General features: G+C 41.7%; 20 protein-coding genes. 4 read left to right on the top strand and 16 right to left on the bottom strand.

The genetic code is table 11. From position 1 onward, the window contains the following. Positions 1-482 precede the first annotated feature (482 nt). Positions 483-1,292 (top strand): hypothetical protein, encoded by an 810-nt coding sequence (locus BZA03_RS20005; RefSeq protein ID WP_014950850.1) that lies wholly within the window; start codon positions 483-485, stop codon positions 1,290-1,292. A gap of 168 nt (positions 1,293-1,460) precedes the next feature. On the opposite strand, the gene BZA03_RS20000 is transcribed toward BZA03_RS20005, so the two are convergent. The 3 genes from BZA03_RS20000 to BZA03_RS19990 are packed head-to-tail and all read right to left on the bottom strand — an operon-like array spanning position 1,461 to position 5,665. Next, entirely contained in the window at positions 1,461-2,972 is a 1,512-nt protein-coding gene (locus BZA03_RS20000; RefSeq protein ID WP_230633743.1) for a TolC family protein, read from the bottom strand. Then, positions 2,885-3,937: an HlyD family secretion protein gene (locus BZA03_RS19995; RefSeq protein WP_014977505.1), complete on the bottom strand. Its 1,053-nt coding sequence runs from the start codon at positions 3,935-3,937 to the stop codon at positions 2,885-2,887. Before BZA03_RS19995 ends, BZA03_RS20000 begins: the two co-directional genes overlap by 88 nt. Then, a complete protein-coding gene (locus BZA03_RS19990) occupies positions 3,938-5,665 on the bottom strand; it encodes an ABC transporter ATP-binding protein (protein ID WP_014950852.1) in 1,728 nt (575 codons plus the stop codon). Positions 5,666-5,862: 197 nt separating this feature from the next. On the opposite strand from BZA03_RS19990, the gene BZA03_RS19985 reads away from it, so the two are divergent. Beyond that, positions 5,863-6,753 carry a LysR family transcriptional regulator gene (locus BZA03_RS19985; protein WP_110289684.1) on the top strand — a complete coding sequence of 297 codons (891 nt, stop codon included), beginning with the start codon at positions 5,863-5,865 and terminating at the stop codon, positions 6,751-6,753. 46 nt (positions 6,754-6,799) lie between these two features. On the opposite strand, the gene BZA03_RS19980 is transcribed toward BZA03_RS19985, so the two are convergent. From BZA03_RS19980 to BZA03_RS19920, 13 genes are all read right to left on the bottom strand, one after another. Further along, complete coding sequence (locus BZA03_RS19980; protein WP_110289683.1) at positions 6,800-7,474, bottom strand: YkgJ family cysteine cluster protein; 675 nt, start codon at positions 7,472-7,474, stop codon at positions 6,800-6,802. 311 nt (positions 7,475-7,785) lie between these two features. Further along, complete coding sequence (locus tag BZA03_RS19975) at positions 7,786-8,973, bottom strand: nucleotide sugar dehydrogenase (RefSeq protein WP_110289682.1); 1,188 nt, start codon at positions 8,971-8,973, stop codon at positions 7,786-7,788. 298 nt (positions 8,974-9,271) lie between these two features. Beyond that, positions 9,272-10,354 (bottom strand): dTDP-glucose 4,6-dehydratase, encoded by a 1,083-nt coding sequence (rfbB, locus tag BZA03_RS19970; protein ID WP_110289681.1) that lies wholly within the window; start codon positions 10,352-10,354, stop codon positions 9,272-9,274. A 37-nt stretch (positions 10,355-10,391) separates the two neighbouring features. Next, positions 10,392-11,261, bottom strand: a complete 870-nt coding sequence (rfbD, locus tag BZA03_RS19965; RefSeq protein ID WP_110289680.1) for a dTDP-4-dehydrorhamnose reductase — start codon at positions 11,259-11,261, stop codon at positions 10,392-10,394. 58 nt (positions 11,262-11,319) lie between these two features. After that, positions 11,320-11,865 (bottom strand): dTDP-4-dehydrorhamnose 3,5-epimerase, encoded by a 546-nt coding sequence (rfbC, locus tag BZA03_RS19960; RefSeq protein ID WP_049588897.1) that lies wholly within the window; start codon positions 11,863-11,865, stop codon positions 11,320-11,322. A gap of 75 nt (positions 11,866-11,940) precedes the next feature. After that, the gene (rfbA, locus tag BZA03_RS19955) at positions 11,941-12,828 is read right to left on the bottom strand and encodes a glucose-1-phosphate thymidylyltransferase RfbA (RefSeq protein ID WP_110289679.1); all 888 of its coding nucleotides are present in this window, start codon (positions 12,826-12,828) and stop codon (positions 11,941-11,943) included. 9 nt (positions 12,829-12,837) lie between these two features. Then, complete coding sequence (locus tag BZA03_RS19950) at positions 12,838-13,575, bottom strand: sulfotransferase family 2 domain-containing protein (protein ID WP_110289678.1); 738 nt, start codon at positions 13,573-13,575, stop codon at positions 12,838-12,840. Between the two features lie 169 nt (positions 13,576-13,744). Next, positions 13,745-14,950 carry a glycosyltransferase gene (locus BZA03_RS19945; RefSeq protein WP_110289677.1) on the bottom strand — a complete coding sequence of 402 codons (1,206 nt, stop codon included), beginning with the start codon at positions 14,948-14,950 and terminating at the stop codon, positions 13,745-13,747. Positions 14,951-14,952: 2 nt separating this feature from the next. After that, complete coding sequence (locus BZA03_RS19940; RefSeq protein WP_110289676.1) at positions 14,953-15,399, bottom strand: hypothetical protein; 447 nt, start codon at positions 15,397-15,399, stop codon at positions 14,953-14,955. Next, complete coding sequence (locus BZA03_RS19935; RefSeq protein ID WP_110289675.1) at positions 15,400-15,888, bottom strand: GDP-mannose mannosyl hydrolase; 489 nt, start codon at positions 15,886-15,888, stop codon at positions 15,400-15,402. A 3-nt stretch (positions 15,889-15,891) separates the two neighbouring features. Continuing rightward, a complete protein-coding gene (locus BZA03_RS19930; RefSeq protein ID WP_110289674.1) occupies positions 15,892-16,851 on the bottom strand; it encodes a GDP-L-fucose synthase in 960 nt (319 codons plus the stop codon). Between the two features lie 35 nt (positions 16,852-16,886). Further along, entirely contained in the window at positions 16,887-17,426 is a 540-nt protein-coding gene (locus BZA03_RS19925) for a hypothetical protein (RefSeq protein WP_110289673.1), read from the bottom strand. A 238-nt stretch (positions 17,427-17,664) separates the two neighbouring features. Then, positions 17,665-22,062: a S8 family serine peptidase gene (locus BZA03_RS19920; RefSeq protein ID WP_181417317.1), complete on the bottom strand. Its 4,398-nt coding sequence runs from the start codon at positions 22,060-22,062 to the stop codon at positions 17,665-17,667. Positions 22,063-22,349: 287 nt separating this feature from the next. Here BZA03_RS19920 and BZA03_RS19915 point away from each other — a divergent pair, with 287 nt between their 5' ends. Together BZA03_RS19915 and BZA03_RS19910 are read left to right on the top strand one after the other, a co-directional pair. Further along, entirely contained in the window at positions 22,350-24,086 is a 1,737-nt protein-coding gene (locus BZA03_RS19915; RefSeq protein WP_110289671.1) for a patatin-like phospholipase family protein, read from the top strand. 98 nt (positions 24,087-24,184) lie between these two features. Beyond that, positions 24,185-26,458, top strand: coding sequence for a hypothetical protein (locus BZA03_RS19910; protein ID WP_110289670.1), 2,274 nt, complete (start codon positions 24,185-24,187; stop codon positions 26,456-26,458). The last annotated feature ends 91 nt before the right edge of the window (positions 26,459-26,549 follow it).

Raw genomic sequence — 26,549 nt, 5'->3', positions numbered from 1 at the left:
TTTTCGTTGTCAACACTTTTTGAAAATTTATTTTCTGAAGCGTTTCTTCTAAACTCCCGTCTTTACTGGCCTATAAAGGTAGTAGAGACTTACTTTAGGAGGCTTGCTGTTTTGCTTTCCCCCCGAAGCGGATGCGCATTTTAGGGAAATGAGCGCTCACGTCAACACTTATTTTGAAAAAGTTGAAAAAACTGAACCAACCGTCTATTTTTCGTTCAAATGTGATAATTAGTAGACAATATGGACTAATTACTAATAGGATAGGAATTCAGATCCTATAAAGTAGTAGTTCTTAAAGTAGTATTTGATCCTGCCGTTATTATATTAATGCTTAATATTAGCGATAGATATTAAGGCTTGCGTAAAGGAATACGTATAAGAATGTATATAAGCGTAAATGACCTATGCTTTGTGTTCTTTATAAATGTATTAATACTGGTGGTGTCAGAAATTGACTACGCAATAATTATAAAGGTGGGTTTATGTTACGAACTCTTACACTGCTGTCTGCGGCAATACTAGCAACTCATGTTAGTCATACAGCAATGGCACAAGAATTATCCTCAAATGATGTTGCTCAGCCACCTGCGTCAGCGAATGTAGAAAGTGCTGACGAGTCAAATCATTTTCAAACCGCCTTCTTAAGACGTCAAGTAAACCAAACTATGTCGGTTGGCCGAGCAATCAGTTCAATCGCTGGTCATTATCCGCAAGAGATTGTGTCTATTGTGGATATTGCTTTAGATACCTATCCAGACAAATACAGAGAGATCATTTTTGCTGCTATCTCTGCACAACCTGCGTCTACTGAAGAGATTGTACAGCTGGCTATTGAGAAAGAAGTAAGTAGCTGCCCTAACATTGTTCAGTTAGCGATAAAAGCAGAGCCGACTTATGTCGACTTTGTTGTGCAGGCTGCTGCGGTTTCGACACCTGAAGAGCTAGATGAGATTGTACGCGTTGCCGTGCTTACTCAACCTGACGCAGCAGACAGTATTGTTCAGACATTGTCGCAAGAACATCCAAATAAGATTGTCGATATCATGACAAGCGCATTGAATGCTGTTCCTTTTGTTGGTGAGTATGTAGTGGATGCGCTTCTGGCCGTGTTTCCTAACGAAGCAGAAACGGTAGTTGAAACGGCAGTGAGAGAGTCTGCGCAGCAGCGTGAACAAGTAATGCGTATTTTAAATACTGCGCAACACGCGGGTGTATCTCAGGATAAGTTAAAAGAATACGCTATGTCTGCCGGACTAAGCGAAGACGACTTTAATAGTGCACTGGGCAATTAACCGCCTACTAATTGATTTTTAAAAAAACGGCGTATTGATTTACTCAATACGCCGTTTTTGTTTATAGCTGTACTAGTATCTTCAACCCTTACCTACTTTTTAACAACAAGCAGCAAGCGATAGCAATCAAGCCTACTTCACAATTAAACTTGATGTTTTCAAAAGAGCTCAGTTGTTAAGGGAATGCAACATGGCGGCTTCTTTATAAAGGGTTAGTTCTGCCTTTAGTAAATCCACTTTCGCTTTTATCTCTTTTATTTGGGCCTTAATTTCATTTTGTGCGCGCGCATTTAACACGAACATATCACTGTCACCTGCATCGAAACGTGTTTTTTCTACTTTAGAAAGGGTTTTCGCTAGCGCCGCATTTTCACTTTGAAGAGCAACAATGTCTTTCGCCTGCCCCCAATAAACTAGCGCTTGTTCAAAACGCTGAGTTATTGCTTGCTCAGTAGAGGTTAGCTTGTGCTCTAGCTCTCTTTGCTTTGACTGTAATTGGGCTTGTTCAGCTTTCGCCTTCCTGTTTCCTAAAGGGTAGGAAAACGACAGACCTACTTTTGTTTCGGTACCGTCTAAATTTGACGGACCAGAACCTATATCTCTTGCAACCGATGCTTTTAAATCTAACTTCGGCAATAACGCGTTACTAGCCAGCGCAGCCTTGTTATTTACCACCTGCTGTTCTAATTTCATCACATCAAGTTCAGGGTGATTACGAAGGGCATTGCGAAGAGTCATAAGCTGACCGTTACCAACCCAGAAAGGCCAGTTGATATCTTTCGGCGGGTTCGCTTCATCTACTATCAACATATCTCCCTTAGGTGAACGCCAATAAAAAGAAAGCATTTGAGCATGTGCGTCTCGCTTTTGCTTAAGCTCGGCAAGCAAAAGGCGCTGTTGCAAAATGTTGGCTTTAAATTCTGTCAGCACAACATTGGCTAAATCTCCTTTCTGTACGCGGGTCACCAACGCTCTTTCACGTTCTGTTGCGGTGTTTAGCAACTCTGTAACGGCATTGACCTGCAATGCGCTTTCGTACCACGCAACATATTCACTAATCCCCTTGTAAACAAAGTCATTAATTAAACTTGTCGCTAACGCTTGCCATTGTGAAGTCGCTAGCCCTGCATTGGCTAACTCCGTTCTACGCTTATCCAGTTCTCTATTTTTAAGTAGGGAGATGGCAATGCCTACACTAGCCTCGCCGCCAGACAAGGTTTCGTAATCGGCTTCGTACACTGGGAAATCACCGTCTGATATACGGTACTCGGTATAAACTGAGCCATTAAAGTCTTCGAACGGATTAGAAAAGCGCTGCGTTAAATTAGTACCATCGTAATATCCGCTAACGCGGCTACTGGTTTTCTGCTCTATAAACGGATCAAAACTGCTTCTTGCTATTTCTAACTCTGCTGCAGCTTGATAGTTTCCTTCATTTATCGCCCTAACGTAGGGATGATAGTTCACCATACTCTGGATAAGTGCATCGATTGATGGTGCTTGCCTAGTATTTTTGTTTTGCGCTGCTGCATCAGAAACATGAGTGCTAATAACCGCAACAGTTGCAAGCACTGCTAATGTAAACCTTCGAATTACCATATTGATGCCCCAGCCCCCTTGGCTCCACCGGTAGTAGGCTCTTGCGTTGGCAATGGCGGGAAGTTGTTCAACTGTCGCCACATCTCGTAACCTAGACGCACCTCTTCTAATAGCACCCACGCTTTAACCCGGCTCCCCAAACGCGCAGAACTTTCAGCTGGCCAAGGAATATCAGACTCGTCAGGTCTAATCCACACGTTAAAATCGCCAGTAGCATTAGCAACAGGCTCTACATACACAACTTCACCACCAAAGGTACCTATTGCACTACCCGGCCATCCACTAAACTGAAAAACGGGCCAGCCATCAAACTGCAAACGCGCCTTTGCACCAGGCTTAACCAGCGGTGCGTCTAACCCTCTCACGGTAACGCGAACGCTGCGTTTTGCATCTGCTGGAATAAACTGCCCAAGAATATCGCCCGACTTTACGAACGTAGACACACCGCCTGATAGCAACCGAACAACCGTACCATCAACGGGTGCATATTTAGTTTGCGTCGATTGGCGAGATAAAATCATGCTTACTTCATTAATCTCCGAAACAGAGGCGGCAGCTTTTGCTCGCAGTTCCTGCACTTTTATCTCGGCCTGTTCTACTTCTTTGCGTGAAACCAGCCCTTGCTCTTGCAGAGACTGTTGACGCGCCAGGTTGTTCTCAGCATTTCTTACTGCTGTTTCATTAGCTTGATTCTTTAAGTTCGCTGCTGAAAGCTGAGATCGCAGCTTCTCAAGTCGCTGCGCATCAATATCGATTAACGTAACGATTGGCTCGCCGGCTTTTATTTGTTGGCCTTCCCTTACGTGCCACTGCTTTACTTGTCCATCAACTAACGCATTTATTGGTTGAGTTCTGTCTTTAGGATCGAGCGAGTCGACCATACCGGTGCCATAAGCCGTTTGGATCCATGGTGTGAAATACAAAATTAATCCAGCTGCTAACACCAAGAAGATGATAACTCCGGTAATTACACGATGAAGCTTTGGCACTTTCAATGAAGGCAATGAAGTGATGTTATCTAAAAAGCGACGTTCTGCGTGATTCACTTACTCACCCTCCTTATTGTTCTTTGAAGCCGTGCTGCTCTCACTTGCGTTAGCAGCACTAATCGGTGACTCACCATTTGAATACTCATTTAACATTGCCGTTGCGTTATCGTGCAGATGCAACACACCTTCGAAACAATCTGGCAGTGGCATATTGGTAAAATACATGACGGTAAAATCATATTTACTTAAGCGTCGCAGAAGTCGCGCCCTCAACTCTACCGGTATTGCGTCGAAGTGCTGATTCAAAATGAGCAGCTTAGGTTTACCAATAATTGCGGCGGCAAGTTTAAGCAACAAAAACTCCAATGGCTGCAGGGGTGCCCCTAATACGGATACTTTAGTCTGCAAACCCTCTGGTAAGCTATCTATCACTTTGGTCATTTCTACTTCCTCAAGCGCAGCGCGAATATCCGCGATGGTTGCCTGAGGATGTGCCAACTTTAAGTAGCGCTCTACAGAAACTTCGATAATTAAAGAACGATCTAGAATGGTAACGGCCTGCCGTAACTCATGGGTGTCGTAATCGTTTAGACTAAGTTCTCCTAACAAGATGTCGCCCGATTTAACGCGGTCATATTGCTTCAGCAATCCTAGCAGTTGCTTCTGCACCCAACTTTTATCAGTAGTAACAAAATACTTAGTGCCAGGTTCGAAAATAACATTGAGGTGGCACGCATCATTACCATGTTTAAGTTCAACATCGTTAAACACCAATTTAGAAGAAGCTGGTATATGTTCCGAGGTATTGAGCTCTTCCTGCGGCATGTCAAGAGCGCCACCCAGCTTCTCGGCAGCGCCATATAACTCATAGTAAAGTTTTAAATATTGGGTAAAGCGAGACAACCCAAAGAAAACAGCAGACATCACAAGCTCAGCAGCCACTAGCTGACCAATAGAAAGCTCGCCTTGTACAACCAGAACACCACCGATACCAAGTAGCGAAGCACTCGCCACGGCATACATCAATAGAAACATAACCACCTGCGAAAAGGTGTAGTGAAAGTGGCTTTTGTGCTTTTTCACATAGTTACTGATATAACCTTCGGTGCTGCGCCCTGCGTATTCAACATGATCAGCTGACTTAAAGAATTCGTGAGCAATTGCAATATCGTGTAGCCACTTTGCAGAATCGTATTTTGCGTTAGACAATTCAATAGCCGTGCGCTTAGCACCACGTCCCCAAATTTTCCAAACCGCATACATGGTAAGTAAAAGCACCACATTAAACGCGAAAAGCGCTGGGTGGTAGAATGATACTAAAGTGAAACCTACCAGCATCTGTAGTACAAGCGCGAAACCATCAATCATTAAAGACGGCATATTCTTTTGAAAAGTCATTATGTCGAAGTAGCGCTGTGTAATGCTAACGTTTTGTCGACCTTCAAAAAAACTGTGGGGCGCGAGAATAGTTTTTAACCCTAAGTCTGCGGTGAGTCGAGCGTACACTTTACGCTCGTAGAACTCCATCACTCGCATACGAAGCGCGCTAAATACGCCAGATATAAATAAAGTAAGAAATAGAATGACGGCCAATATGATAACTGCCCGAGTTGAACCGATATTGGCGATACTGTTAATCAGCGTTTGAACCGCTATAGGTACCGCAAGGGTCATTAAACTTATTGCTACGCCGTATGCGATAGCAACCCAAAAAAAGCCAGCTTCTGGTTTCAATAGCGAAAATAAGGTCTTTCGCGTTTTACGTAAATCAATTGGTTTAGCCATAGTTATGTCTTCAATATACCGCTAGCTTAAAAATCAGTGACGCGCTGCTTTTAATCGTACAAAAACAACGCTAGATAGTGTATTGCAATAGTTAGTTAGAATAAATCTGTTATATTCTTAATAGTTCATCGAAAAAAATGGGGTCAGAGTACATTTTTTACACCTATTACCTTAATAATCGAGTAGCTTGTTGAAGTATGCATCACCTAAACTACCATCATTTATATTATTTCTATCTTGTTGCCCGTGAGGGTAGCGTTGCGAAAGCCGCTAAATTACTCCACGTTACCCCGCAAACCGTAAGCGGGCAACTAAGCACCTTCGAAAATCAGCTAGGTTATTCTCTCTTTGATAGAATAAATAAGCGCCTATACCTAAACGCGAGAGGTAAAGTAAGTTATCAGTATGCCAGCGAAATATTTCATAAAGGTAATCAACTAGCTGAAATACTTAACAATAGCGATGAAGTGAATACGAAAGAATTTGTGATTGGTATTACTAATGGTATTCCAAAAGTGCTTTTTTACGACTTTGTGCATGCCACCATGCGTAGGTTTTCACAGGTTAAATACGTGATAAAAGAGGATAGCTTCGACGGTTTGTTGAAAGAACTCGCCATTAACGCAATCGATTTCATTCTAGCAGACAGAGGCATAGCCCCTGGTACACAAATAAGCGCCAATAGTTTTTTCTTGGGCGAAAGTTCGTTGAGCTTCTTTGCTAAAGTACCGCTTACTGAAGAACAGACTTTTCCAGAGTGTTTAAATCAAATGCCGTTGCTAATTCAGGGGAATACTTCAGGAATACGGCAAGCACTTACAAGTTGGCTTGAGACAGAACAGCTGTACCCCAAAGTGGTAGCCGAATTTGACGATACTGCTTTGCTTAAACTTTTTGGCAGCGAAGACTTCGGTGTTTTCTGCGCACCATCGGCAATTTCAAAGCACGTAGAAGAGCAATATGACGTGCACTGTATTGGTAACGCAAGCACACTAAATGAGAGATACTATGCCATTACTGGCAAAAGCCGTGCTGACTACACTATTAGTGAGGCAATCGTAGAAGCCGCTCGCGGAATTCTAGCGTAGCGCATTTAATGGTGGGGTCAGAGTACATTTTCTGCCCCCACTTAATTTAAGCAGCAACACCACCATCTATATCTTGAGCATAAAAACTCAGTGTTAGAATTTTTTCTAACACAAAACGTAGTGCGTCATTAATAGGCATAAGTCTTTCCCCCAATTCATAATCTAATTGAGCAAGTTTTTGTCTGCCTTCTGCGATCATTGGCGGCTTTGTCGATGTAACTCGAACCTCACTATTTGCGGCAATATCATCCATTAATGGCTTTTCAAAGATATCTAAATGCTGTGGCTGTATAGCAATCAGCGCGGCCGCATACTTCTCTGGTACAGCTTGCTTAATTGGTTTACACACCGAAAGTGTGGCTTCACCAGATTTGGTTTTATAACCTGCTGCACCGAACATACGGCAAATGCCAGGTCGGTATTCGTAAATTCCGCAGTAGCCTTCTTTACCGTCCAAACTTAAGCGTTGATATTGTTTACAGGCGAAGCCGCTGTAGTTGTCTAGCTCGTCAAACTCCTGTTCAGCCCGTCCTGTATCAAACAGATGAAGTGCTAAAGGCAGCATCTCCAATGGCGACACTTCAATGTCGGGGTTATTGCAACATGCACCACATTTCTCAACACAGTTTAGTGACTGGCTGGATTGATATGCACTGAATTCTTGGGAAAGAGATTGGTAAACATCCATCACTTGGCTGGACAGCTCACGCAGCCTATTCATAACGACTCCGCTAATAAAAGCAAACTAAAACAAATACATGCTCATGCTAGCGTGATGTAATAGGTAGCATGAACTTAACATTCTGATTATTGGTTTTGGTAACCAAATTGACAGATCGTATTGGAGGAAGAAATGTACTCTGACCCCAATATTTTAAAGCATGCTTCTTCCCCGCCGGGTGTGCGTAAGCTTGAGGCTTAATGGCAGGGGTTGAATTGATGCGGATTCTATTTTGAATTTTGGGATTTGGGAAGTTTTTTGTGAGGTGGATTGCGAAAAGACTGATGCTTTTCGCAATCTCAATTATTTTATTAGTCTGCGTTGAACAGGTCGCGGCTGTATACTTTATCTAGTACGTCTTCAATATCGCCCGTTACACGGTTGGCTACGATTACGTCAGAAATTTTCTTAAACTCCTCTAAATCGTTTACCACACGAGAGCGGAAGAACTCCTCTTCCTTAAGTACCGGCTCGTAAACTACAACCTCAATACCTTTCGCCTTAATACGTTTCATTATGCCTTGAATAGCACTTGCTCGGAAGTTATCAGAACCAGACTTCATAATAAGGCGATAGATACCTACAATTTTGGGGCCACGGCTTACAATTGAATCGGCGATAAAATCTTTACGCGTACGGTTAGCATCTACAATAGCCTGAATCATGTTATTAGGCACTTCACTGTAGTTAGCAAGCAATTGCTTAGTATCCTTTGGTAAACAATAACCACCGTAACCAAAACTTGGGTTGTTGTAATGATTACCAATACGCGGGTCTAAGCCGACACCCTCAATGATTTGCTTGGTGTCTAGGCCATTACGTTCTGCATAGCTGTCTAGTTCGTTAAAGTACGCAACACGCATTGCCAGGTAAGTGTTAGCGAAAAGTTTAATGGCCTCTGCTTCAGTACTGTCTGTGAATAAAACATCGATGTTTTCTTTTATTGCACCTTGCTGAAGCAACTTTGCGAAAACTTCTGCTCTCTCGCTTCGCTCTCCAACAATAATTCGACTTGGATGAAGGTTATCGTAAAGCGCTTTGCCTTCGCGCAAGAACTCTGGCGAAAAGATAATATTATCAGAACCGAAGCGGGCTTTTGCGTCTTTAGTAAACCCTACCGGCACGGTCGATTTTACAATCATCACAGCATTAGGATTAATTTCCATCACTGTTTTGATAACCGCCTCTACACTACCTGTATTGAAGTAGTTAGTTTGAGGGTCGTAATCCGTAGGAGTAGCAATTACCACATAGTCAGCATCTTTATATGCTTCTTGCGCATCCAAAGTTGCTTTTAGGTTTAACTCTTTTGTTGTCAGGTATTCGGCTATCTCTTTGTCTTCAATTGGAGACTTTTTGTTATTCAGCATCTCGACTTTTTCAGCTACTAAGTCAACTGCTTTCACTTCATTGTGCTGCGCAAGTAACACTGCATTTGAAAGCCCTACATAGCCTGTGCCTGCTACGGCTATTTTGTACTTAGCTAACGTACTTTCCATTTACTCTTTCTCCAATCCTATTAACTATCAGCGATAGAAATTTTTATCACAATGGTATCGCTATATATTGCCAGAGTTTTTTGAAAATCTCATGAACAATGCATCATAAAGGTGCTTGATTCACAGAAACCCTGATGAGTCGGTGCGTTTCAGTCTAAAACCATCATTTCAACATAAAGCGTAAGTGCAATATTGCTAACAAAGCAACAATCGCACCACTACGAGAATATTGCATCCGAAAACAAAAAAGCCCCAGCTAACATAGTAAACTGAGGCTTAAAAAATTATTGCTATCTAACTAGCTTCCTGTACCTAAACGCTCGCCTTGATAACTGCCGTCAAGAACTGCTTTCCACCAGCCTTCATTCGCTAAATACCACTCTACGGTTTTACGAATACCGCTTTCGAAGGTTTCTTGCGGCTTCCATCCTAACTCGCGCTCTATTTTGCTTGCGTCAATTGCATAGCGCATATCGTGCCCTGGGCGGTCTTGTACGTAGGTAATTTGATCAGCGTATTTGCTATCTTTTGGCTTAACTTCATCCAAAATAGCGCAAATAGTTTGCACCACTTCAATGTTCTGCTTTTCGTTGTGTCCACCAATGTTGTAGGTTTCACCAATTTCGCCATTAAGCGCAACCACTACCAATGCACGTGCATGGTCTTCAACATACAACCAGTCACGAATTTGGTTACCTTTGCCATACACAGGCAGCGGCTTTCCAGCTAATGCATTTAGAATAACCAATGGAATAAGCTTTTCCGGGAAGTGGTACGGGCCGTAATTATTTGAGCAGTTAGTTACAAGCGTTGGTAGCTTGTATGTGCGAAGCCATGAACGCACTAGCTGATCAGAGCTCGCTTTACTTGCTGAGTAAGGTGAGCTTGGTGCATAAGGTGTAGTTTCCGTAAAGAGTGGAAGCTCTTTGTCTGGCTCAACTTCATCTGGGTGAGGAAGGTCGCCGTATACTTCATCAGTAGAAATATGGTGGAACTTAAACCCTGCTTTTTTATCGCCTTCAAGTGCAGACCAATATGCTCTTGCTTGTTCAAGCAACGTGTATGTGCCCACAACGTTAGTTTGAATAAACTCACCTGGACCATCAATAGAGCGGTCTACATGAGATTCTGCCGCAAGGTGCATTATGATATCTGGCTGGTGCGTGTTAAACACTCGATTTACTTCTTCAGCATCGCAGATATCAACTTGTTCAAAGCTGTAGCGGTCGCTGTCTGAAACAGGTGTTAATGATTCTAAATTACCCGTGTAAGTTAGCTTATCTAAGTTAACCACAGTATGGTCAGTGTCGTTTATAAGATGGCGAACTACTGCTGAGCCAATAAAGCCCGCGCCACCTGTTACTAAAATTGTTTTACTCATTTTCTTTTTACCAAAAGTATAATCTTGTTCTTGTCGCTTACGCTTTCAATTCGTCTAGCATGCTGGCTAATTGCTTACGCCAGTGCGTGGGCTTACACGCCGCAAACGCTTCGCGCGCGGTCTGCTTGTCTAATACACTGTAGTGTGGGCGTTTTGCAGGTGTTGGATACTGGCTAGACGGAATAGGTAATACTGGAACTGATTTATCAAGCAAACCTTTCTCAACACCTAATTCTTGAATAGCTAGTGCAAAGTCGTACCAACTTGCTACGCCTTCATCAGTCCAGTGATACACGCCGCTGGTTTTGTTCTCAGCGGCAGTAACACAAACTTCAGCTAAACCTTTAGCCCAAGTAGGTGTGCCAACCTGATCATCTATTACGCCCAACTGAGGCTTATCAGCCATCAAACGCAGCATGGTTTTCACGAAGTTATTACCATGAGACGAGTAAACCCAAGCTGTGCGAATTAGACAGCTAGCATCTGGCAGTATTTCAAGCAGCGCTTTTTCGCCTTCTGCTTTTGATTTGCCATAAGCACCTTGCGGTTCAATGGTGTCGTCAGTTAAATAAGGTGACCCCTTGTGGCCGTTAAATACATAGTCAGTAGACACATGTACCATGAAGGCGCCGCTAGCTTTACAAAAGTTTGCTAAGTTTTTAACGGCAAGCGTATTAATAGCATTACACGCTTCGGTATCTTCTTCTGCTTTATCAACAGCTGTATAGGCCGATGCGTTTATTACAACTTCAGCCGATAAAGGCGATAGCGTTTCTTCAATATTAGAGGCACTCGTAATATCAATATCATCACGCCCCAAAAACGAAACTTGATGCTCGCTATTTTCTAGTTCACGAGAAAGCTCAAATGCTAACTGCCCAGCCTTACCTATAATTACAATATTCATTAATCGCTAATACCTAGTAAAATACCAATAAAAAGCCAGTGAAAAAAATCAATGACAATTAAAACGTAGGTGCGTTAACAAATGCCAAGCCTGCCTCATCTTTACCTGATAAAGAAGGCTTCTCACCATTTACTAATGGCCAGTCGATATTCAATGTAGGGTCGTCGTACTTAACTGATATTTCAGATTCCGGGTGATAATAATCTGTGCACTTATACACGAACTCAGCAGAATCACTGGTTACGTAAAAGCCGTGAGCAAAGCCCGCAGGTACCCATAACTGACGTTTGTTCTCTGCTGATAAAGTTACCCCAACCCACTTACCGTATGTAGGTGAGTCTTTACGCATGTCTACGGCTACATCGTATACTTCACCGCTAACTACACGTACTAATTTGCCTTGGGTTTGCTCCATTTGATAATGAAGACCACGAAGAATTCCTTGGCTAGATTTAGAGTGGTTATCCTGGACAAAATCTACATCTGCGCATTCTTTCTTAAACCAATCGGTGCGGAAGGTTTCTAGAAAAAAACCACGCTCATCGCCAAACACTTTAGGCTCAATGATTTTTACGTCAGGGATATCTGTTTTAATTACTTGCATTTACTTTCCGTACAAACTGGCAATTTAAAATAAGAAGAAAGGTGGCATTGCCACCTTTTAGAATTTGATATGAAGCTAAATCTTAACTCTATCGTTAATCACTTTAAGCAGGTAATCGCCATAACCACTCTTCTTTAGTGGTGCCGCAAGCTTTTCAAGCTGCTCAGCGTTGATATAGCCCATTCTATAGGCCACTTCTTCTGGGCAACATACTTTCAAGCCTTGGCGCTTTTCGATAGCCGCCACGAAGTTTGCTGCATCAAGAAGTGAGTCTAGTGTGCCCGTATCAAGCCAAGCAGAGCCTCGGCCCATTAGCTCTACTTTGAGTGAGCCGTCTTTAAGGTACAGGTTGTTAAGATCTGTAATTTCAAGTTCACCGCGGGGTGATGGCTTAACTTCTTTAGCAAAATCGACTACGCGGTTATCGTAGTAATAAAGACCCGTTACGGCATAATTTGACTTGGGAACAGCGGGCTTTTCTTCGATAGAAAGCGCGTTCCAATCATCATCAAACTCTACCACGCCGTAGCGCTCAGGGTCGTTAACGTGATAACCAAACACTGTTGCACCATGCTCTTGCTTAAACGCATTCTGCAAAGACAGTTTTAAGTCGTGGCCGTAATAAATATTATCGCCAAGAACCAGTGAACAGCTATCGTTTCCAATAAACTGTTCACCTATAAGAAATGCCTGCGCCAAGCCATCTGGCGAAGGCTGAACCGCGTACTGAATGTTCATTCCTAACGCTGAGCCATCACCGATAAGGTCGATAAATCGCTGCTGCTCTTCAGGCGTGGTGATAATGAGTACATCACGGATGCCCGACATCATTAACGTTGTTAACGGATAAAAAATCATCGGCTTGTCGTAAACAGGCATAAGCTGCTTACTTACCACCTTAGTTAACGGGTGCAAACGTGTGCCAGATCCGCCGGCTAATATTATTCCTTTTCTCGTGCTCATTATCTCAACCTACTCGCTAAATTTTTGCTTTGCCAACTCATAAAGCTCAAAATCGTCTTGGTTATTTTGAACTAAAAATTCAAAGGCTTCTTCACCTAACTCTTCACGTATCTCTGCAATTTTCTCATCAATTGATTTAGAAGTATCACGTGACACGTTTTGAACTTTTGGAGCAATATTTATCCCTTCAAATCCTTCGTTAATCAGCCACGACTCAAGCTTTTCAAGTGACTCATTGAATTTCTCTACAAGGCCAACAAACGGTAGTTGCTCTACAGCCATCTTTGCCCTGTCAAGCTCTGAACCGTGCTCAGCCCCAAACATATAAGCGAAACGCTCTGTGTGAAAATTCTTACACTGTCTGTCATGTCCGAGAGCGATTCTCGATTCAATATATCCTTTAAGAGTAGTATTTCGCGCAAGAACTGCTCCGAAACCGTTACCACCTTGCTTCCGCTCGAACGAGTATGCGGAGGCTATTCGATCAATAGGATGACGGATAAATATAACAGGTAACAGTTTAAAGTAATCTACGCTCGGCACAGGTAACTGGGCAGTATGTGATGAAAAACATTTCGCAGATTTATTGTTCTCTACCCACCGCTTAACTAACTCTCTATTTTTTGCTGGGTTAGCTGGAAACTCTTCGGTTAACCATTCAGTACCTGCCTCAAAATTTTCTTTGAACGAGGCGTCTAACGAAGTGCCTGCATTTTTAAAAAGATGGAAGTGAAAAATAGCTTTCATAAACTTTTCCGATATTTTGTCAAAATATTTAGCCAGTGAAAAAACAAAGCAAGAGACTTGCTACTAAATATTTAAGGTCATTAATTCAATGCCCTTCTTGATAAATTTTGATTGCTGTCTGTATTTAAGTATTCACTATTTCACAGCAATTTTAGCGTTATTTTGAACTTCAAAAGCGAGAAAGGAGCCATTCAGAGAAAGATCTACAAATGGCATTTTTATACTGTGTAGAGTTCAAATCTACTGAGCTTTCATCAATCTCCCATTCCTTTATAGCCCGTATCATACTGTCTATATCACCGTAGTCAAAGAAGTATGCACGCTCCTCCATAAAATTAGACTCTCTTTCCAACCAAGTTCCTTTCGAACATAAAAGATTACAATGACTTCGGCGTAAAACGTCCCAGAAAACCCCCGAAGTTTTATACTTGTACTTGTTCGGCATATACGAAGCGATAACCCCTTGAACACTATCAAATAGTAGTTCATATTGCTCAGTTGTTAGGGTACCAAATAATACGTCGAAGTTGTTAACCCGACTACCTAATCTACGAAGTTGAGATTCAGCGTTTTTATATTCTATACTTCCCGGCGAATTTGTATTCCAATGCAGTACAAAATCTACATTGGGAAAACTTTTACATAGGTGTTCCGAATTATTCAGTATGAAACTGGTTCCTTTGTCTTCTTTCACGCTGCCAACAAACAATAACAAACGCTTTCTGCCTTTTATTTCACGGCTGAATGGTTGTGAGGGTTGATAGTTTATTGCTGGATGAATAAGGAAGGAAGCACCAGTCAACGCTTCGTAACCAATTTTGTACTCATTACAGCTTGTAGCGAAAACTAGTTTTTCCGAAGGTAAACTGCGTTCCAGAAAAGAAAGTGAAAGCTTATTTTTAATAAACCAGCTATAGCGCATAGCTTCATCCATAAACTTGGGAGAAGCTATTCCAGGGTCAAACATTCCACAGACTATTAGTTTTGGGATATGCAACTTTGGAATACAGCTTAAAAATTTTGCTAACCCTAGAAACAAATGACTGAAAGCAGTGTGAAGAACAATAACATCATTTTGATTAATATTATAACGCCGAAATAAATCGCTAAGTTCAGCCTGAAACTTTTCAGCGAGTTCGTTTTCTTTAAATGCAGGTAAAGGTTCGAGGTTATTTGTGTAACAAGGCGTGTTGAAAAAGGGAATAATCTTCTCTTTTAAATTTTTCACAGAATCGCTTAGCTTTTTAGACGCAAGTACTGTAACCGTCTTACGGGTTGATGATGCATCGCCAATAAGCGTCTCAGCAACCGAGCCATGGTGAGAATCAAAATCCTCAAACCCAGGATCTAACAAAAAATAGCGAATACTAGCCATTTTTATCGACCGCTAATGGACTTAATAATTTCTGCCTTAGCTAAATCAATTTGTCGATGGATTTGGCCAGTCATTGCTACCATCAATTGTTTAGTCGTAATTGTAACGTTAAAAACATGAACCGGCTTATCATTAACATACATCACAATAACATTACTACCTGCCTCGAATGCCTGCCAATTAGGCTCAACGCTAAAACCACAATCCCCATTCCCTATTCCGGCTTTTTTAAGATCCTCTCTAAAAATAGAAGCTTGGGTTTGACAAATTATTGTGTTGTTTAGTTTGAACAAAACATGGCAAGGTTTAGCGTTTTCAAGATGATTTACATATGCCCAACCTGAAAATTTAAAAATTGATAACTCATCAATATGAAATGTCGCATAACCTTTTTCACATTTAACTCTACGCTTACGATTCTTATATTTTTTATATAGTTTTGAAAGCAACTACAATTCCTCACTCAATCCAATGCTTAGCACAGCATCCATATAGTCTGATGAATGTTTATGAATGCTTTTATCACTTTTTACTTTCGATTTTTCACACCATTTATATTCATTGTGCTGATCGCCAATAGGTAATGCCAATCTGTTCTGATGAACCTTTAAATGATAGCCCGCTACAACGTAGTGTGTGGAAGGCTTTTCTCCCATCACACTATCATCATAGAAATGTTCATACATATCCAATAAACGTGCTTGGGATCGGCTAAATTCAAAGCCTAACTCATTCAGCGTTAACCGCAAGAATGCAGCGTCTAAGGTTTCGTTTTTTAATATTCGTCCCCCAGGAACAAACCAATAATCTTTTGCAGGGCGGTTTTTTCTTAAGCCGAAAAGTATTTCACCTTTTTCATTTTCTACTACTAAATCGATAGACACCAAAGGCGCCCTATCAATAACTTCGGTAAACGCTTGTTTGTTTAAAAAGGCCAAAACTTACCCTCTGAAGTTATCCTGATTTTCTAGAAACCAATTAAAAGCGTGCTGCAGACCACGTTCTAAATCATAAGTGTGATTCCAACCTAAATCGTGAAGTCTAGAAACATTCATCAACTTTCTGGGGGCGCCATCAGGTTTAGTGGTATCCCAAACGATATCGCCTTTAAAGCCTGTAACTTTCGCAACGGTTTCTACTAATTCACGAATGGTACAGTCTTCACCAGTACCTACATTAATATGGCTGAGCATAGGTTGGGTATTGGCTTGATAAGTTTCGTCGTCAAGTTCCATTACGTGAATGCTCGCAGCTGCCATGTCATCTACATGTAAAAATTCTCGCATTGGCTTGCCGCTTCCCCACGCGACTACTTCGCTGTCTCCACGCTGTGCTGCTTCATAAAAACGACGAAGTAAAGCCGGGATCACATGAGAGTTCTCTGGGTGGAAGTTATCGTGAGGGCCATACAAATTTGTCGGCATTACTGAACGATAATCACGTCCATATTGGCGGTTATAGCTTTCGCATAGCTTAATTCCTGCAATCTTTGCTATTGCGTAAGGTTCGTTTGTTTCTTCTAACGTTCCTGTTAACAGCGCACTTTCAGTCATTGGCTGTTCGGCTAATTTAGGATAGATACAGCTAGAACCTAAAAATAGAAGCTTCTGAACATTGTTTGCATGTGCTGCATGAATGATATTTGCCTCTATCATTAAGTTTTCATAGATAAACTCTGCAGGATAGGTATTGTTTGCATGTATACCGCCAACTTTTGCAGCTGCCAAGTAAACTTCATCGATACTGTTATCAGCAAAGAAACGGCTTACTTCTTTCTGGTCAGTAAGATCTAAATCAGCACGTGTTCTGGTGATAATTTCAATATTTTCTCTCTGCTCTAGGTTTCTAACAATAGCAGCACCAACCATCCCTCTGTGGCCAGCAACAAACACTTTTTTCATGATTTTCTCTCAAACAGATATTAATGTGTTAAATTTCAATGTTGGTCCATAATGGAGGAAGCTGGCAAGTCTTCTTCTATCATCAAACCGTCTAATTCTGGTGAACTAATCGAAAGAATATCCTCTTTCGATAATGCAATGGAACGAATGAGTTCATTGCTCGCCTTAGTATTTTGCTGAACAGCGCTCAGCTCGCTATCAAACATAAGTTGGTCATACTCTGTCGGCATTTCAAACCCCATTTCTACATCTATATCTTCTAATGTCTGATCATCATCAATCCATGTTAACACTTGTTCTGGCTGATCTACTGTTTCAGTTTCTATTTTTCGCTCTTGTTTATTAGCTTTATATGCCGACGACAGACTGATGATATTATTAGAATTTGGTTTTGCTTTCGACATCTTGTCAATGTCACCAGAGTGGGAATGATTATTTGCGCTAGTGTACTCTGCCTGTTCTTCCTTACCGAGGCGAACGCTATCAACATTACTCTGTTCAGAAATGTCGTTATTCAACGCAAAAAGAGAAAATACAATAGAAAGAACAACCGCAATGGCTAAAAACGTCTTCATAAATTATCCCTAATTTAAACTTGAATTCTTGATGGAAAAGCGGGTGTCGCCCAACTGACTCACAACTATACCAAAAGTTACTCCATATTACGGCTATAAAATACTATCCAGCTCTACTAGTTCATATTTTCGGAGTGAATAGAATATTAAGGCTAAATGTAAGCTATCGTAAGGGGCGGCGCTGACTTCTAAGAACTAGTCAGGGCACTGTGAATATAGTGCCCTAGAGGAATAATAGCTAGTCTGCCATAAACCATGTACCACCGACTGGTTTTACGACACCTGCAGCGATACGTTTAGTGTTATCCATGATATGGACAATATTGCGACCGCCAAACGACTCGTTTCGCCACAAGAAGTCAACTTTACCATCTCCATTAAAGTCTTCTACTTTCGCTAACGACCACGCAGTGCCAACTTGCGGCAACAATTTCTGTTCTCTAATGGCTCCGTTTGCCATGTAATAGACACTATTTCTACCATCTTGAACGTTGCGCCAAATAAGATCTTCGGTACCGTCACCGTCCATGTCTCCTGTTCCAGCGAGTATCCATTGGCTAGGGGCACCAGAAGATAACACGGCTTCATTAAAGCTACTATTCCCGCTTTCTAAGCTCCATACTTTTAAGGTTTGGCCATCTCGAAGGATAAGTTCTTTAACTCTATCACCATTAAAATCTCCTATACCTTCAATGACCACATTACCAATACTGTTAGACCAGAAATTACGTCTACTAGCTCCGTCCATGAACCAAATTGCTAATTGGTTGGTGCTTAGCCTACGCCATACTATGTCGTCTTTGCCGTCACCATTTAAGTCTCCAATAGCTTCTAATTTGAAGTCACTATCTAAACGTGCTACTACGGGGCTGGACAAGATATCGAAACCATTCATTAGATAGAGTCTGTTATAACCACCGTGTGAACTGGGGTTTCTCCAAAATAAATCCGTTTTTCCGTCTCCGTCGAAATCACCAAGGTTGAGCTGCCAATCTTCTCCTTGTACAACGTTAATAGGGCGAGACTGAAGAACATCTTCACCATTCATTGTCCAAAGAAAATTCCAGCCTCGAACATCGCTAGCATTACGCCATACAATATCAGCGCGGCCGTCACCATTTACGTCGGCCCTTACAGGTGATTCAGAGTTATCACCTATACCATCACCGTCTGTATCAGCCCATTCAGAGCTATCAGTTGGAAAAGCATCATTGAGGTCGTCGACACCGTCATAATCAGTGTCTGCATTTACCGGCGAGGTACCTAAGTCTTCTTCCTCTTCATCAGTTAAGCCATCGTTATCGTTGTCTGTATCTACAGCATTAGCGATACCATCCCCGTCGAAGTCTTCGATGTTAGAAGACAAATCCACGCCAACATTGAACATATTAAACAGGGTTTGATCGACGTTAGAATTATAAGTGGTGTATGCAATTTTCACATCTATTGAAGTAAGTGGTACCAAAAATTCGGGGAATGTAACTTTAGACGAAAAGTCACTATCGTTTTCATCTTCAAGAGTGAGGCTTTGCCATGTGCTTTCGCCCGCAAACTTCCATTGGATAGAGGTTATATTCGTAACACTTTTTAGATCAGATCCGCCCGCCTTCAGTGTAAACGGTTGGAAGCCGACACTATTCGTAGAATAAATATCTTCGTTTTCATCTACGGCACTTACTATTAGGCCTGCAACTTCAGCCAGCATACTTGAAGGGTAATAGTTAATCTCTCCACTAGGCAAATCATCATTACCTGATGCATAGGTAATATTAAGTCTTGCATTGTCACACATACTTACATCATTTAACGCATTGTGGTCGAATATACCACTGTGCGTTTCTGTGCCATCGCAATAAAAAGCAAAATTTTGATCGTTAAATACAATCTCTGCACCGGAAGGACTCGTAAAATGGCTACCAAATATTGTAATTATACCATTAGGTTCAAAAGAGTATGACTGTGAGAATACTGCCGATGTAGGTCCAAACGAATATTCACCAGTTTCTAAAACATCAATTCCGCTTGCAGAACCAAAATTTAGAGGCGGCGATTCCTGTAACAAATTACCCGAATTCTTATCATCATCACCTTCAACTAAAGCAACATAGAACGGCTGACTTAAGTCACTGCCATTAATGATAGATAACTTAAAGTTTTGGTCGCGTACACCGGTAAAATCACGTTCCACCCCAAACAGCTTTTCACCACTGTAAACGGCAATATCTGACACAGGAGGGGAAACATCGCTAGATATATTAATGTCTATGCTTGTAGCTATGTCGTCCAAGGAATATAGAACGTTTTGCGAAATCCCATTTGCTTCAGGGTGGCTGAAATAAAATACCGTATCAGGCCCTACTTCGTTGTTTAGTCGCTCAATTAGCTCGAGTTGTACAGGAATATCCGGTGATAAATTGCCCAACGCAAACCAACTGTTTGAACGTAGAGATTCATAACGGCTGTTCGAAACAACTCCTGAACCATAGGTAATTCCCGTATCAGCAATCGTTATATTTATGTTAGTCTTAACAGTATAAAGCTGGTCTAATGAAACCGCGTTATTAGAAGGAAGACCATTGTTACCAATAACATGTTGTAAGTTCGAGGGGGTTAGTCGTATCGTTTGGTCACCGTTTAAATTAAGCGTGAATGTTTCTAACCCTTCAATGCGCTGTGAAGCACTTGTACTAGGTAACGCAGGAAGATGAGAAAGGTCACTTTTCGACAAATTCCAATAAGATGCCTTTGAATAATATTTTCCTGTTGGGAGAAAAAGAGTTTTGGAATCACCCGGCTCCATTTCTTTCCAAAAATAGGTTTCACCAAATTCACCATCTAAAGTTGCAGTAACTCTAGTAGCACTTTCGTTTACAAACTTAAACTCGTTAGCATTGATAAAGGATAGAGGTAATGCAACTTGCTCGCCTTTATTAGACGTTAACGTCACGTCACCAAAATAGCCGCCAATCGCATGTGCCGAAGTGCCCAGTGCTGATGCATCGTTAACACTTAGGGTTACATTTATAGAGGCCCCTTGGTTAGCCTGTAACGTTACTTCACGTTTATCTAACGACAACGCTATACCCGCCGGGAAGGTATTAGGTAAATCGATACGCACCGTTTGTTGGCTATTCGACGTATTAGTTACTGTAAAGCCTATCGTTTCAGATTGGTAATTACGTGCATTGACACGACCAAAATAGAGTGGACCTTGTTCTACAGCGATACCTTGAGAAAGTGCAGACTCAACATCTAATAAACCGTAGCCGCGCTGGAAACTATCATTTGCGTCTGACTGCGCTGAAGACATCAATATAGATTTTATTTGTTGAGGAGTAAGTGTAGGCCTTGCTTGTTTTAATAGTGCTGCTGCGCCTGCTACATGAGGAGCCGCCATACTTGTTCCCGACTCGGTAGTGTAGCTTTCGCCAATAGCAAGCGAGTAAATGTTTCCGCCTGGCGCGGCAAGCTCTGGTTTGCCAAAACTGCTGTTTAATAGTGGGCCTTTAGAACTGAAGCTAGAGATAGTTCCGTTGGGCTCTACAGACCCTACTGTTATAGCACTTCTTGCTGAAGATGGAGATAGCCCCCCAATCTCTAAATACTCCCCTCCGTTCCCTGCCGCTACTATAACAGTCACACCCGAGGCAGTAGCTGCATCAACAGCGGATGCAACCAGATCATCTGCATCTCCGGGTCCACCCAAACTTAAGTTTATAACATCAGCCCCGTCATCAGTGTTTGGGTTGCCATCTGGGTCGACGGCGTATTCTATGCCTTCAACAATGTGAATATTTACCCCGTCCCCATTTTCATCAAGTACTCGAACAGCAAGAATTGAAGCATCTGGCGCAACACCAACAACGCTTCCGTTAGCGGCGACGATACCGGCCACGTGGGTTCCATGCCCATCTATATCCATGGGGTCGTTATCGTTATCTACAAAATCGTATCCACCTATTACTTTGCATGCGGCGCCAATACAGCCACCCAAGTCTGAATGAGTATAGTCGACGCCACTATCAATAACGGCAACAACAACACCTTCCCCTGTAATGCTATTTCCGAAAGCATCTTTTTCCTGCCAAACCTTGTCGGCATTAATCATAGCTACACTATCAGCAAGAAATTTTTTTACCGGCGTACTTTTAACAATACGCTTTACCGATGGCAGCTTAGATAATGCCAACACTTTACTTTCATTGCCTTGTACAACTATCGCGTTAGCTACGCGCGTTAGCCTTTTCTTGACGCTTATGCCTGAAGGCACGTGGTTTTTCACAAAAGTCTGCTGGAACGTATCTAATGCGGTGACCTTTTGGGCTACTGAAATTTTAGCGGCTTGTTTTAGGCTTTGGCTGCTAACAGTACCACTCTGACTAACTACACTTGGCAGACGTTTAAGCGACTGATAAGCCCTAAACTCACTAGTTTTTAAAAGCGGCTGACCGTAAAATTCAACCATATATGTTTGGTTGCTGGTGGAAGCAACTGAGCGTTCACTTGCAGCTATTGAGTGAATATTAACACCATCGATGTGTCTAGATGTCCTTTGCTCTTCTTGCGATTGCGCCTGAAGGAAAGTTGAAAATAGTGCAAATGAAATTGCTAGGTAGGTGGTGTATTTTAACAACATGAACACTCCATAGTCCGTTACTGAGTTCGCTTTCGTCGAAAAGTATAAGTGAGTAAATATATACAGGCTATAAACTAAGAAGGAAAAAAGCAGCATTTAAGTATGCAAATCAATACTTACGTATATCAAACTCCTTATCATCACAGCTCTCATTCCTGGGATAAATTGTTTGATTTTTGATCAATTTACTTTTATCTTTTCAATTAGGTGATACACAACTCTTCAAAAAAGGGTCTGTAGTCTAGCTTGCTAAGTGATTCAAAGGGATTCGAATTCGGAGCTAAACCATGACTTACCGCGTAGCATTTGCTATTTCAGGTGCCGTCAGCTTAGGTTCTTATGAAGCAGGCACAATTTATGAAATTATAAGTGCACTTTCAGAGCACAATAAAAACCTTCCAGAAAATTCAAACGATCGTATAGAGATTGATGTACTTAGCGGGGCTTCGGCTGGCGGGATGACCGCAGCGCTTATTGCCCACAAACTGCTGTACGACCCAGCTATGTTAAACGGCGAAACCAGTAATGCAGCATACAAGGCATGGGTCGAGAAAGTAGATATTCAGGGCTTACTTTCTCATCACGACGATGACTTCCCTAAAACATCACTTCTTTCCTCTAACTTTGTCGGCAAAATAGCGGAAGACTTGATCACAAACAGACACAAGAACAACGAAATACCAGAACCTGGCCCACATAATACGGCAGCAAAGAAAATCCATCTTGGTTTAGCCATGTCGAATTTAAATGGCGTTGATTACAAGCTTGACGTGTTTTCCACATCTGAAGAGGGGTTGGACCAAGGTGAGTTTATACAAACACGTTTTCAAGACCGAGTAACCGAAGAGCTAACCAACGAGTACAAAGCAAAACAATGGGAAGATATTATTACAGCCTGTAGAGGCTGCGGCGCATTTCCCTTTGCTTTTTCACCAATGAAGTTAGCAAGAAACTGGGTTCGCCATCAGCATGATTACGCAAGCAGAGGCGCCTCTCCTTTCAATAACGGCAGTAAAGATGAAAACTTTTACTACATGGACGGAGGTGCATTCAACAACTATCCCTTAGGGCTGGCCAGAACGCTGACTAGGAAAATTGATAGTACTCCAGAAGACTTTGAAAATAGATATTACTTTTACATTTCACCAAACCCGAAAAACTCTGTGCGCGACGCAAATTTCAAAGTAGATGCCACCTCTGGTATGAAAGATACCGCTTTGCAAATGGCAAAAAGCATTTTTTGGCAGGGGCGCTTTCAAGAATGGATGCAAGTTGAAACGGTAAACGAAAAAGTAAAACAGCTGGATGAACGCGCCGAAGAATTACTACAAGTATTAAGCAACAATCCCGGCCGACTACAAACGCATAGTGCAGCTTATGACTCACTTTTACATGCGCTTTACGGCCCCTCATCATATACCAATGATTTCCAGCGTTTAGAAAAAGCGTTCTGCACAACACCGCAACTTCAGCAGCTGTCACCCTTACTAAAAGACACCTGGATTAAAGGTATTGTGATAATGGAAAAGTCAGGCGGCTTAGAAAACCGCGAGAGCATGAAGGTGTATACAATCACAACCACTAACGAAGATTTAGCAAGTGAGCATCTAGCGGGATTTTTGGGCTTTTTAGACAAGCGCCTGCGCGAACACGACTACCTGTTAGGCCGTATAAGAGGCATGCAGGTTGTAGAGCACATATTAAATCATAAAGATAATGCCAGTGCTTTGGGAAAGCATTTACCACTTAATGTAACTAGTCGTGCTGCGCGCATAAATGAAGCTACAGCGCAATTATTAGCGATGGACCTTTCTGACGTCAAAATGAAAGACGTGAATTATGAAAACCGCCAAGCCCTTTATAACAGAGTTAGAGAGCGCATGAAGCAATGGCTTAAAGACGAGAATGTTAGTTGGATCAAAACCCAAGGGATAATGCTTGCCAGCAAGTCGTATTTAAAGAATTCATTCGAAATAGAAAAGCAAAAGTTGCTAGGCATAACAATGCCCGCTTGGTACCGCTAGAAAGCTGATTTAATACAAGAAGCGATATAGAAGTAGAAGTAGAAGTAAATGATGAAAAAATAACTCAACAATTGCCATTGGCTTAAAGGGAATTAACCATGAAACTACTACCTTCACTCGAGCGCGCTGTACCCAAAGAGCACCTTGCCCCAGCTGCTTTACACGATCTAATTACTAGTTTACAAAATATAAAAATTGCTATTGAAAGCAGTGTTTCAAATGAGCAGAAAGCTAAATTAGACAACCTTGATAACATTATCAATAAGCTAACGCAGTTAGGTGATGACCCCAGCATTGACGATATCCCCACTGCCGCTAAAACAGTTATTCAGAATGCTGTTGCACTATTCCCCGAAGACAAAAAACAAGAAATATTAGAATCACAGGTATACAAAAAAACATTCAAGCTACTTGATCAATGGGAACAAATTAGCGCGCCGATTAGTTCACAGACCGACGGTTTTAATAGAAACATTGAGTTTGATAAAGACTATGACACAAAATTTAATGATTTTCAGATAGGTCTTCGGGTTGGTGCTACTGGCATTTATAACATCAACGTACTTACCAAAAAACATGCGCAAACACTTCTTAAGCTTGAGGTGGCTGATACAGAATGCCTTGTAAACCAAACGCTTTCAGCGGCCTATGAAGTAAATGCTTCGGCGGCTGGCGCGATAAACTTTATCAATATCAGTGCAAGTTTAGCGAAAGCTGGCGAGTTGAAATTAGACACCTACTTTCAAGCAGAAAACACCACGCCTACATATCGCGCACTATGGGCAATGTTTAAAGCTCCTGTCGTGCCATGGAGCCTAAAATCTGTAAACGCACTTCTTACAGTGCCTAATAGCGGTACTGGTCTTGGTTATCGCGCATATGCATTAAAAACAGGTACGACTTTTACTATTCAAGGAGAAATGGGTGTAGGTAAATCATTAGTTACTCAAACTGACTTAAAAGGCAATTTAATAGACATCGACTTTTCTGCCGAAATAAGTGCGTCTCACCAACACACTATAGCAGGCGATGTAAGTGTGTTTGTTACTAAACATGCTAGCAGCAGTAAACCAATACTAAAGGTAACGATTGAAGAGGCAGACGAACGAACTAACGCACTCAACTTGGCCCTACAAGCAGATATCAAAGGGCTGGATAAACTAGCTGGGCAGTACGTTGAAATGCTGCTTTCAAAAGGCAACAAAATAGTACAGTGGTTGGAAAAAAATAGCTCTCCCGGCGCTACGTTACTAGAAAGTTTAGATAACAATGTCGATAAAGATAAGTGGTACAAGCCCATCGCTAGTTTAACTCTTGGCCAAGAAAGCGTTGATGACGCGGTAGAAAGCCTTATCGGCAACGAACTTCAGAATGTTATTGACCGCATACCACTTTCAAGTGAAGACGATGCAGAAGAACTGGCCGACAAATTAGTAACAAAATTATTAGATATATTTGGTGCTAGTGATAGCACTGCGATAGAAAGCTACAGAGAGGCGGCTGAGCAGGCACTCCAAGCTGAATTAGAAACGCTACAACAACACCTACGTCAGCAAGCCGATAAATTTAAGCAATTGATAGAGAGCGAAGCTAAAGACGTACTTAAGCCAGTAGAAGCATTAGGCAAAGAAGTAAAACAAGCTGTTACGCAATTCGATGACGATATTGAGAAAAACTTTAATAAAATCATTTCGAAATACCGTGAATTTAAAGAGAAAATTACTGCTGCATTAGAAAAGTCAGCCAACATTAAACTGGGGCTGGCCTATGACGATTTAAGAAAACGTTCTACGTCGCTATCTCATACCTTGGAGTTACTACTAGAAGCACCAGAGTCGCCTGATGTTCAAACCTTTTATAGAAGCTTAGCCATTGGCGACGATAAAAAAGTGGCTAGGATGCTACCTACCCTACTAAATACCGGTAAAGTTAAAATACTAGCCGAGTCTACCGGTATTGAAACAATGCGAAACAATACAACAACCTTAGGTTTGAGTATTATTGGTAAGAACATTACATCTGTGAAGGATGTGATAAAACAACTAAACGTTAAAGTTGATACCAGCGGTAATTTGTACGTTAAACAAGAATACAAAGTTACCGCAACTGCCAGTGGGCTTGGTGAAACGCGGGAAGCTGTGCTGAATATGACCTATGGTATTGCGCAGGCATCGCAAAACCCCGACTTTGTGGGCAGCCTGGGTTTTAACTACACGAACAGAGATTCTAAGCTTCACACTGTAAACGAAATATCAGAGTTTTTATATTCTTTAGATTTTAACGACGTCCCACACTTTAACAACCTGCCAAATGATGTATCAGTACCCACTTTAATACCTGAATACCGCAAAAACATAGCAATTGCAGAGTAAGCGATCATTTTAGACCGTCTTTTCCCTGCGGTGCTACTCCGTAAAATAGCCTCCGTAGATTTTACTAACGGAGACTTTACTGATGGCAACA

The sequence above is a fragment of the Alteromonas sp. I10 genome (assembly GCF_003201515.1).
GTDB lineage: Bacteria > Pseudomonadota > Gammaproteobacteria > Enterobacterales > Alteromonadaceae > Alteromonas > Alteromonas macleodii.
This window is presented reverse-complemented; position numbering and strand designations above follow the sequence as displayed.

Excerpts from the sequence above, each read along its gene's own strand:
- BZA03_RS20005 (WP_014950850.1), top strand. The coding sequence starts at position 483 with ATGTTACGAACTCTTACACTGCTGTCTGCGGCAATACTAGCAACTCAT.
- BZA03_RS19990 (WP_014950852.1), bottom strand. The coding sequence starts at position 5,665 with ATGGCTAAACCAATTGATTTACGTAAAACGCGAAAGACCTTATTTTCG.
- BZA03_RS19985 (WP_110289684.1), top strand. The coding sequence starts at position 5,863 with ATGCATCACCTAAACTACCATCATTTATATTATTTCTATCTTGTTGCC.
- BZA03_RS19980 (WP_110289683.1), bottom strand. The coding sequence starts at position 7,474 with ATGAATAGGCTGCGTGAGCTGTCCAGCCAAGTGATGGATGTTTACCAA.
- BZA03_RS19975 (WP_110289682.1), bottom strand. The coding sequence starts at position 8,973 with ATGGAAAGTACGTTAGCTAAGTACAAAATAGCCGTAGCAGGCACAGGC.
- rfbB (WP_110289681.1), bottom strand. The coding sequence starts at position 10,354 with ATGAGTAAAACAATTTTAGTAACAGGTGGCGCGGGCTTTATTGGCTCA.
- rfbD (WP_110289680.1), bottom strand. The coding sequence starts at position 11,261 with ATGAATATTGTAATTATAGGTAAGGCTGGGCAGTTAGCATTTGAGCTT.
- rfbC (WP_049588897.1), bottom strand. The coding sequence starts at position 11,865 with ATGCAAGTAATTAAAACAGATATCCCTGACGTAAAAATCATTGAGCCT.
- rfbA (WP_110289679.1), bottom strand. The coding sequence starts at position 12,828 with ATGAGCACGAGAAAAGGAATAATATTAGCCGGCGGATCTGGCACACGT.
- BZA03_RS19950 (WP_110289678.1), bottom strand. The coding sequence starts at position 13,575 with ATGAAAGCTATTTTTCACTTCCATCTTTTTAAAAATGCAGGCACTTCG.
- BZA03_RS19945 (WP_110289677.1), bottom strand. The coding sequence starts at position 14,950 with ATGGCTAGTATTCGCTATTTTTTGTTAGATCCTGGGTTTGAGGATTTT.
- BZA03_RS19930 (WP_110289674.1), bottom strand. The coding sequence starts at position 16,851 with ATGAAAAAAGTGTTTGTTGCTGGCCACAGAGGGATGGTTGGTGCTGCT.
- BZA03_RS19925 (WP_110289673.1), bottom strand. The coding sequence starts at position 17,426 with ATGAAGACGTTTTTAGCCATTGCGGTTGTTCTTTCTATTGTATTTTCT.
- BZA03_RS19920 (WP_181417317.1), bottom strand. The coding sequence starts at position 22,062 with ATGTTGTTAAAATACACCACCTACCTAGCAATTTCATTTGCACTATTT.
- BZA03_RS19915 (WP_110289671.1), top strand. The coding sequence starts at position 22,350 with ATGACTTACCGCGTAGCATTTGCTATTTCAGGTGCCGTCAGCTTAGGT.
- BZA03_RS19910 (WP_110289670.1), top strand. The coding sequence starts at position 24,185 with ATGAAACTACTACCTTCACTCGAGCGCGCTGTACCCAAAGAGCACCTT.